Raw genomic sequence first — 8473 nt, 5'->3', positions numbered from 1 at the left:
TCCTCTTCCATCTCATCAGCAGGCTCTATGAGCGGACATCGATCATCGTCACGACAAACCTGGCCTTCGGCGAGTGGCCAGCCGTATTCGGCGATGCCAAAATGACCGCCGCTCTGCTCGACAGGCTCACCCACCATTGCGAGATCGTGGAAACCGGGAACGAATCCTGGCGCTTTAAAAACCGCTCTCAAAGCTAAAGCCGAAAAGACAAACAACCCGCGCCCGCAGGCCCCTGCGCTAAATGGAGAGCTCCGGGCCTACGCGCGCTGACCCGATGCAACCAGAGGCAGGGGTCCCTTTTGGGAGCCGATAAGGGGTCCCGTTACGACGCCGATTGACAAGCCGTTGCTGACCGCACGCAGCAAAGTCTTTTTGAGGTAAAATTAAACCGTGTGAAAGACTCTTGAAAAGCGACAATGTAGATTCGATGCGCCCAACACAAAGTAACCTTGCGCCCTGCATTGTAGTTGCGCCGCACGCAACAGAAGACTGCCCTATTTTAGAACTTAAAGCGGTACTTGAGACAGGTACCCATTTTGCACTTGATATCGGCATCAAGGAAGTTGCGCTGAGCTTTGCAATTGATGCCGGCATAACCGTCATTCTTGGCGACGTGGGGCGGCTGGCAATCGACCTCAATCGAGATCTCGATGAAGCTTTTGCCTCGAGCCGGCCATGGGCCGTTCCATTCGTACTGGATACTCAGTCCAAGAAACAGCAGAGAGCCATGTCGATCACGACATAATAAGTCCGCCGTCCACATTTATCGTCTGACCGGTGATGTAGGTGGCGTCTTCGGATGCTAAAAACGTGACCAGCGCGGCCACTTCGGCAGGTGTTCCGGCGCGACGCATGGGGATGTTTTGCACCCACTCGGCCATCAATTCTCCGGGTTTGTAGTCGCCCAGCATTTCACCCCAGACGCGGTCATTATAGTCCCACATCTCGGTGTGGATGATGCCCGGGCAGATGGCGTTGACGGTGATGCCCTCGGCCGCCAGCTCTTTGGCCAGGCTTTGGGTCAGGCCGATCACGCCGAATTTCGAGGCCGCGTAATGAGGGGTATAGATGAAGCCCTGACGTGCCTGGCCGGACGCCGTATTGACGAGGCGTCCCTTTGTTCCGCTCTGACGGAAGCGGCGGATGGCCTCCTGGCAGCAAAGGAATGCTCCCGTCGTGTTAACCTCCATGTTAAGGTTCCATTGGTCTTCAGTCAAATCCTCGACCTTCGAGATGGTAATGACGCCAGCGTTCTGAACAGAAACGGAGAGTGCCCCGATTGCCGCTTCCGCAGCTTCGTAGGCGTCGCGGACTGCTGCGGCGTCACGGATATCGAGCGTAACGCCGAATGTTTCAGCGCCGGTTTCCTCGGCCAGCCTGGCGGCGATGTCTGCTGTGTTCTTTTCCACTGCGGCGATAGCGACTTTTGCGCCCTCTTCAGCAAAACGGCGGGCAATGCCATAGCCAATGCCTTTATTGCCGCCGCTGACGAATACCGACTGTCCCTCGAAACGCTTCATATTTCCTCCTGATGGAACCCTGGAATTTGTTAGGAGCCGACCAGACGTTCGGCGGTGAATTTGTCGGTGACGAGAACGTCGATCACCCCGGTTCTGAGGGCGCCGGCAATGGCTTCCGTCTTCTTGGCGCCACCGGCCAGGGCGATGACGCGGTCCACGTTGGAAAGATTTTCGAGCGGCAGGCCGATAACCCGGTCATCGAGCGGCGTTTTGACCGGACGCCCGTCCCCGTCGAAGAACCGCAGTGAAATATCGCCAACGGCGCCCGCCTGTGCGAGATCGGCCAGCTCCTTTGCGGAAAATATGTTGCCGGAGCGGGCAAGAAGTTCCGACGGCTCGACCGCGCCGACGCCAACGACGGCGAGGGTAATGGAGCCAAAAAGATCGATCGTTTCCCGTACGAATGGATCGGACAACATCAGGAGCTTTGCTTCGCGGGAGGTCGCGACACCGGGTACGGCAAGTAGCTTCGGTTCTGCCTCAGTCAGTCGCGCAAGCCGTGTGGTGATCTGCGTGGCGTGTGTCTGTACCGATGGATCGCCCATCCCTCCAAGGGTTTGTACGATGTATTTCGCCTTTGCGCCTTTCAGCGGATGGATATTCTCCACCATCTTGAAAATGGTCTCGCTCCAGCTGGATACGCCAATGATCTCGTTTTGGGAAAGCGTGACCTCCAGAAAGTGGGCGGCTGCCTCGCCGATCCTTGCCATGATAGCGCCGTCGCGATCCTCGCTACAGTCCACGACGATGGCTTCCGGAAGATCGAAGCGCTCGCGCAGGCGGTTCTCAAGTTCGCTAAAGGTACCTGCGGGCGGTATAATGCTGGTCCGCACGATCCCCTCGGCTTCCGCGCGCTTCAACATGCGGGAAACCGTTGCCTGCGACAGGTGCAAATGTTCGGCAATTTCGGCTTGTCGCCTGTGCTCGCTGTAATACATCTGTGCGACACGCGAGATAAGTCGGAGTTCGTTGATCCTACCCATTTATCCTCCTGGAGCGTTGCCGGTCACGACGGGCACTCCTTTGTCCAAGTGTGAATGTTTATTCAGTCTTAGCGGAAGGAATTTTCAAGGTCGAGCGGGCAATGGCATCCTCCCAGGTCGCCAGTTTCTCACTTCTGTTCGATGGTGCGGGTATGATTTTCGTGCCACTGGCATTAAGCTTGGCAATGGTTCGAAGGTCGGACCAAATTCCAAGCGCAAGCCCGGCGAGATAGGCTGCGCCCAATGCCGACGCTTCCGGCGCGTCGCGCTGGATGACGGTATGTTGCAGCATGTCGGCCACGCATTGCATCAGAAACCGGTTCTGGCTCGGGCCGCCATCGACAAAAAGACGGCCGAAGCCGGTTGGCGATTGCGCGCCCATGGCGGCGAAGACATCATGGACCTGAAAGGCAATCGAATCGACGACGGCCCGTGCCATCTGGGCGCGGGTGGTTGAGAAATTGATCTGGGAGAACAGGGCGCGACTGTCCGAGTCCCAGTAAGGCGCGCCAAGGCCGACGAATGCGGGGGCGAAGCCGGGGCCTCCCGGCGTGGCGGTGGCGGCGAGTTCCACGAGGGTCGCGATGTCCGGCAATCCAAGGATTTCCACCATCCATGGAAGCGAGGAAGCAGACACGAGAATATTGCCCTCGAAGGCGAAGGTCGGCTTGCCGCCAAGCCGCCATGCGACGGTCGTGGTAATGCCCTGCTGTGGCGCGATGAATTCCGGCAAGGTGGTCATGACGGAAGACCCGGTACCGAACGTTACCTTGCCGTCGCCGGGGTTGAAGGCGCCGTGGCCAAAAAGGGCCGCGTGACTATCGCCGATTGCCGCCAGGATTGGCGTACCGTCCTTGATACCAGGCAGGTTTTTCGTCACGCCAAAGTCGCCGCTACTGTCTCGGACCTGCGGCAAGGCATGGATGTCGATGCCGAACAACTCGCAAAGCTCGTCGCTCCATTGCTGGCGATTGAGGTCGAGTGCCTGGCTGCGTGCGGCATTCGATGCATCGCAAGCATGAACCTGGCCACCTGTAAAGCAATGAATAAGCCAGCTATCGATGGTTCCCAGCCTTACGCTTCGCCCCTTGGGCGCCCGATCCAGAAGCCAGCGCATTTTTGCGCCGGGAAACATCGGGTCTATGGGAAGACCCGTGAGCGCTATGACACGGTCAGAATGGCCCTTTTCGATCAAGTCGGCGCATTCGCTCGCCGTGCGACGGCACTGCCAACTCAGAACCGGCCCAAGCGGCTCTCCTGTTTGGGAATCCCAGATGGTAACGGATTCGCGCTGGTTCGAAATTGCGATGGCTTCCACCGAGACACCGCCGGGAGCAGCTGCAAGGCAGGCATTGATGGCTTCGCAAACGGATACCCAGATCCGGGTGGGGTCTTGTTCCACCCAGCCGGGGTGTGGATAGGAAATGCCAACCGGCGATGAGCCTCTGGCAAGAATGGCTCCCGCCTCCGAAACCAGAATGGCCTTAGAATTTGTCGTGCCCTGATCGACTGACAAAATGGCGCGTATCATTGTGTTCTCTTCCCGGCAGGCCTTGAGGGTAAGCGATAGGATAACACTACCGATCGGACTGATTGATCTGCGAAGCTCTCATGAAGACGGTGCCGCCCACGTTTCCGGTGGGAAACATGAGCGGCTGGGAGGAAACTATTTTCTCTCGATCAGCGCTTGCGCGGCATCGGCAATGGCGTTTGGTGCCATGCCGAATTCATCCAGCAGCCACTCGGCAGAGCCGGTATGGGCAAAAACGCCGGGAACGCCGAGGCGTTTCATGGGAACCGGAGCGCATTCGACAACCACTTCGGCAATGGCGGAGCCGAGGCCGCCATAGATGGAATGCTCTTCCGCCGTCAGGATCGCGCCGGTTTCTCTGGCGGCCGTAATGATGGCCGTCTCATCGATGGGGCGCACGGTCGCCATGTTCAGCACGCGGGCACTGATACCGCGCTTTGCGAGAATGTCGGCCGCTTTGACCATGCGATGTGTAAGGGTGCCGTTCGCGATCAAGGTCAGATCTGAACCATCGCGCAGGAGATTGGCCTTGCCTACTTCAAAAACATGGCCTTCGGGAAGAAGATCCGGTACGCCGACGCGCGAAAGACGCAGGAAACACGGTCCGGCATAGTCCGCGGCCCATTTAACCGCTGCCGCGGTTTCGATACGGTCGCATGGGGCGACGACCGGCAGGTTTGGCAGTACGCGGGTCCAGGCAAAATCCTCGATGGAGTGATGCGTTGGTCCAAGTTCGCCGTAAGCCATGCCGGATGAAATGCCGATGAGCTTCACGTTTGCATTGGAGTAGGCAAGATCGGCCTTGATCTGCTCAAGGGCGCGACCTGTGAGAAAGCAGGACGCGCCGCATACGAACGGCAGCTGGCCGCCATTGGCAAGTCCGGCACCGACGCCGACCATGTTCTGTTCGGCAATTCCGACATTGACGAGGCGTTCGGGAAATTTCGATTTGAAGCCGCCGAGCTTGGATGAGCCAACCGAGTCATTGCAGACAGCCACGACGCGCCGGTCGTTTGCTGCCAGCGCCTCGATGGTTTCGGCAAAGGCATCACGGCAATCATAAAGATTGGCGGAAGATACGGTCCCGTTCATCAGAGTGCCTCCGAAAGTTCTTTGACGGCTATGTCATATTGTTCTTTGCTCGGAACCTTATGGTGCCAGTCTACCCTGTCCTGCATGAAGGAGATGCCGTGGCCCTTATTGGTATGGGCAACGACGCAATGTGGCCGCTGGCTGCGATGTTCGAGCGCGGTAACGACCTCGGCCATTTCGTTGCCGTTAATTTCCGTGACATCCCAGCCAAAGGCTTCCAGCTTCGGGCGAAGCGGGGCGATGTCATTGGTTTCCGAAAGAGCCGCGCCCTGCTGGAAACGATTATGGTCGATGATGAGCGTGAGATTATCGAGGCGGAACTGCGCAGCAGCCATGATGGCCTCCCAGTTGGAGCCCTCCTGCATCTCGCCGTCGCCTGTCATGACATAGGTCCGGTAATCGGCGCCCGATAGTTTGGCGGCTTTCGCCATTCCAACTGCAACGGGCAAGCCGTGGCCGAGCGGGCCTGTATTTGTCTCGACACCCGGCACCTTGTTACAGTTCGGGTGGCCGTTGAGACGCGAATTGGGCTGGAGGAAGGTGGAAATTTCCTCTTCCGGAATGAAACCGCGCTTGGCCAGCGTTACATAGAGCGCGCAGGCGGTGTGACCCTTGGAAAGCACGAAGCGGTCTCGCGCAGGGTTTTTCGGATCGTCTGGCCAGATACGCAACACGCGGAAATAAAGTGCGGTCATGATGTCGATGGCAGACATTTCCCCGCCCACATGACCAGCGCCAGCTTCGAAAACGGCCTGCACGTCGCGCAGGCGGATCTGACGCGCGACCTGCTCAAGTTCTTCGGGCTCCATGGGGTCCTCATCAAGATGCATGAATGAATAAATATGCGTGTGGTTTTATAATTGCAGAATGGGCTTCGGTGTCAAGTCCGAAACAGCCAATTCCTGGGTTTTCCTGAACCGTTCGGTTCGAAAATCCGGCTATTGACAAGCTGTTCGGACTTGAATTATGCATTTTACACCGATACTGAATAAATATGCTAATCGGTTTAAGCGATCAGGCCTGCACAATGGGGAGGAACCATGGCGGTGTTGGAGCACAAGGACGCGACCGTCCAAACCAGAAGTCCGCTCGCCTGGTTGAGTGGTGCGACAGGGCCTCTCGTGGGTCTGCTTCTGTTGTGTCTGTTTCTTTCCTTTGCCAGCGATAACTTTCTGTCGCTGCGCAACGGCCTGAATATTCTCGATCAGATCACCGTTCTTGGAATTATGGCCGTTGGCATGACCTTCGTCATTTTGCTTGGTGGCATTGATCTCTCGGTCGGATCGGTATTGGCGCTGTCCATGATGATCATGGGCTGGACGGCCAATGTCGCCGGGATGCCCATGGCTTCGGCGATCCTGTTGGCGCTTCTGGCATCCGGCCTTTGCGGTCTTGTTGTGGGTATCCTGATCACGGCTTTTCGCGTCCCGGCCTTTATCGCCACCCTTGCAATGATGTCGGTGGCGCGCGGCATAGCGAACATGATCACCGACGGCCAACAGATCGTCGGCTTTCCGGACTGGTTCATGATGCTTGCCATCGACCGGCATTTCGGAATTTTGACGGCCACCGTGCTGCTGATGCTGGTTGTGGTTGCCGTTTCCTGGGTGTTCCTGCGCTATCGCGCCGAGGGTCGCAGGGTCTATGCGGTCGGCGGAAATGCTGAAGTGGCGCGTCTTGCAGGCATCAATGTGCCGCTGGTCACGATCTGTGTTTACGTCATCTGCGCGGTTCTGGCTGGTCTTGCCGGTATCGTTCTTGCTGCTCGCCTGGATTCGGTCCAGCCGTCGAGCGGTTTTGGGTACGAACTCGATACGATTGCGGCGGTCGTCATTGGTGGCACCTCCCTTTCCGGTGGCGCTGGCGGCATTGGCGGAACCCTGATCGGGGTTCTCATCATCGGCGTGCTTCGCAACGGGCTAAACCTTCTCAATGTCTCGCCCTTCCTGCAACAGGTTATCATCGGCGTGGTCATCGTGCTTGCCGTGGGCGCAGAGACGCTGCGTCGCAGAAGAGGCTGATTTTCAGGTTCCGGCGGAGGAGCTCCGCCCAGACAGACCATCTCCCTCTCAAGGGAGGGAGGGGATAAGCGGCATAGGGAGGAGGCTCAGTGTCCCGAAGCCATAACCAAACGGAGGAAAACAACATGAAGCTTTCTCGCATTTTGCTGGCATCGGCCGCATTCGCTCTCTCGCTCAACGCTGCCAGCGCCGCTGAAGTCAAGAAGATCGGTCTTGCTGTCGCCAACCTTCAGGCGAACTTTTTCAATCAGATCAAGCAATCGGTTGAGGCGGAAGCCAAGGCGCGCGGCATTACGGTTGTGACTGTCGATGCCAAGGGCGATGGCCCCACGCAGGTCAACCAAATCCAGGACCTCCTGACGCAGAATATCGACGCGCTGATCTATATTCCGGCAGGTGCTGCTGCTGCGACCGTTCCGGTCAAGCTTGCAAAGGCCGTGAAGGTTCCGGTGATCAATATTGACCGTAACGCCGATGGCGCGCCGGGCGATACCTTCCTTGCCACGGACTCCGTTACCTCCGCCAAGGCCGTCTGCGATCACATCATCAAAGAAGCTGGCGGTAAGGGCAAAATGGTCATCATTCATGGCCAGAAGGGCACGACGCCGGAAGTGGACCGCACCAAGGGCTGCATGGAATCGGTCAAGGCCAACCCGGATGTGAAGATCGTTGCCGAACAATGGTCCAACATGTGGAGTCAGGACGAAGGCTTCCAGATCATGCAGAACATGCTTCAGGCCAACCCGGATGTCTCCATTGTCTTCGCGCAGGCGGATGGCCTTGCGCTTGGCGCCGCACAGGCCATCAAGGTTGCAAACCCGTCGCAGAAAATCATCGTCGGTGGATTTGATGGAGACACCGCAGCGCTCGAAGCCCTGAAAAACGGTGTTTTCAACGTCACGGCAACGCAGCAGACGCAGAAGATGGGTCGCACCGCTGTCGAAATGGCCGTGAAGATCGTGGCGGGCGAGAAGGTTCCGCCGGTTCAGCTTCTCGATGCAACGCTGACAACCAAGGATAATGTCGCAGGCTTCATCGCCAACCATCCTTGATCGATTTAGAGCGCTTTTCGATCTGATTGAATCAGATCGGCGCTCTAACGTCTTATTTTTGAAGCATAATCTTATCGATCCTCGTTTCACTCAGGTCGGATTATGCTCTAGAACCCGCCCGGTGAACACTGTTTCACCGGGCGCGCTCCGAGTTTTTGTTTTCGCGCATTTCCGGACGGAAAACGGTGACTGTAGTTTTCTCCGGGCAATGCTATGGGGCGCTTTTTGACCTTGTCGGGTTGAATCGCGTCCGGCATTTTCGAGCCGATGAGGT

9 protein-coding genes are annotated in these 8473 nt (G+C 57.5%); 4 read left to right on the top strand and 5 right to left on the bottom strand.

Annotated elements, in window-relative coordinates; all coding sequences use genetic code 11:
• Both T424_RS0117540 and T424_RS0117535 read left to right on the top strand, forming a co-directional pair.
• On the top strand, nucleotides 1-197 hold a 197-nt coding region (locus tag T424_RS0117540; RefSeq protein ID WP_027487501.1), incomplete at its 5' end, for an ATP-binding protein.
• A 206-nt stretch (nucleotides 198-403) separates the two neighbouring features.
• Nucleotides 404-745: an N-formylglutamate amidohydrolase gene (locus T424_RS0117535; RefSeq protein ID WP_154664975.1), complete on the top strand. Its 342-nt coding sequence runs from the start codon at nucleotides 404-406 to the stop codon at nucleotides 743-745.
• Here the strand turns inward: T424_RS0117535 and T424_RS0117530 are convergent.
• The 5 genes from T424_RS0117530 to T424_RS0117510 form a co-directional block, all read right to left on the bottom strand.
• Nucleotides 735-1520: an SDR family oxidoreductase gene (locus T424_RS0117530; protein ID WP_027488888.1), complete on the bottom strand. Its 786-nt coding sequence runs from the start codon at nucleotides 1518-1520 to the stop codon at nucleotides 735-737. The two genes, T424_RS0117535 and T424_RS0117530, sit on opposite strands and share 11 nt — an antisense overlap.
• A gap of 29 nt (nucleotides 1521-1549) precedes the next feature.
• Nucleotides 1550-2503 carry a sugar-binding transcriptional regulator gene (locus tag T424_RS0117525; protein ID WP_027488887.1) on the bottom strand — a complete coding sequence of 318 codons (954 nt, stop codon included), beginning with the start codon at nucleotides 2501-2503 and terminating at the stop codon, nucleotides 1550-1552.
• Between the two features lie 58 nt (nucleotides 2504-2561).
• Nucleotides 2562-4031: an FGGY family carbohydrate kinase gene (locus T424_RS0117520; RefSeq protein ID WP_027488886.1), complete on the bottom strand. Its 1470-nt coding sequence runs from the start codon at nucleotides 4029-4031 to the stop codon at nucleotides 2562-2564.
• Nucleotides 4032-4169: 138 nt separating this feature from the next.
• A complete protein-coding gene (locus tag T424_RS0117515; RefSeq protein WP_027488885.1) occupies nucleotides 4170-5126 on the bottom strand; it encodes a transketolase family protein in 957 nt (318 codons plus the stop codon).
• Nucleotides 5126-5935: a transketolase gene (locus T424_RS0117510; RefSeq protein WP_027488884.1), complete on the bottom strand. Its 810-nt coding sequence runs from the start codon at nucleotides 5933-5935 to the stop codon at nucleotides 5126-5128. The genes T424_RS0117515 and T424_RS0117510 overlap by 1 nt, the downstream gene beginning before the upstream one ends.
• A gap of 231 nt (nucleotides 5936-6166) precedes the next feature.
• On the opposite strand from T424_RS0117510, the gene T424_RS0117505 reads away from it, so the two are divergent.
• Both T424_RS0117505 and T424_RS0117500 read left to right on the top strand, forming a co-directional pair.
• Complete coding sequence (locus T424_RS0117505) at nucleotides 6167-7147, top strand: ABC transporter permease (RefSeq protein WP_027488883.1); 981 nt, start codon at nucleotides 6167-6169, stop codon at nucleotides 7145-7147.
• Nucleotides 7148-7272: 125 nt separating this feature from the next.
• Nucleotides 7273-8199 (top strand): sugar ABC transporter substrate-binding protein, encoded by a 927-nt coding sequence (locus T424_RS0117500; protein ID WP_027488882.1) that lies wholly within the window; start codon nucleotides 7273-7275, stop codon nucleotides 8197-8199.
• The last annotated feature ends 274 nt before the right edge of the window (nucleotides 8200-8473 follow it).

It is taken from the genome of Allorhizobium undicola ORS 992 = ATCC 700741, assembly GCF_000621665.1.
GTDB lineage: Bacteria > Pseudomonadota > Alphaproteobacteria > Rhizobiales > Rhizobiaceae > Allorhizobium > Allorhizobium undicola.
The sequence above is the reverse complement of the archived record's forward strand: the minus strand, read 5'-3'. Positions and strand labels throughout refer to the sequence as shown.

Excerpts from the sequence above, each read along its gene's own strand:
- T424_RS0117505 (WP_027488883.1), top strand. The coding sequence starts at position 6,167 with ATGGCGGTGTTGGAGCACAAGGACGCGACCGTCCAAACCAGAAGTCCG.
- T424_RS0117500 (WP_027488882.1), top strand. The coding sequence starts at position 7,273 with ATGAAGCTTTCTCGCATTTTGCTGGCATCGGCCGCATTCGCTCTCTCG.
- T424_RS0117510 (WP_027488884.1), bottom strand. The coding sequence starts at position 5,935 with ATGGAGCCCGAAGAACTTGAGCAGGTCGCGCGTCAGATCCGCCTGCGC.
- T424_RS0117515 (WP_027488885.1), bottom strand. The coding sequence starts at position 5,126 with ATGAACGGGACCGTATCTTCCGCCAATCTTTATGATTGCCGTGATGCC.
- T424_RS0117530 (WP_027488888.1), bottom strand. The coding sequence starts at position 1,520 with ATGAAGCGTTTCGAGGGACAGTCGGTATTCGTCAGCGGCGGCAATAAA.
- T424_RS0117525 (WP_027488887.1), bottom strand. The coding sequence starts at position 2,503 with ATGGGTAGGATCAACGAACTCCGACTTATCTCGCGTGTCGCACAGATG.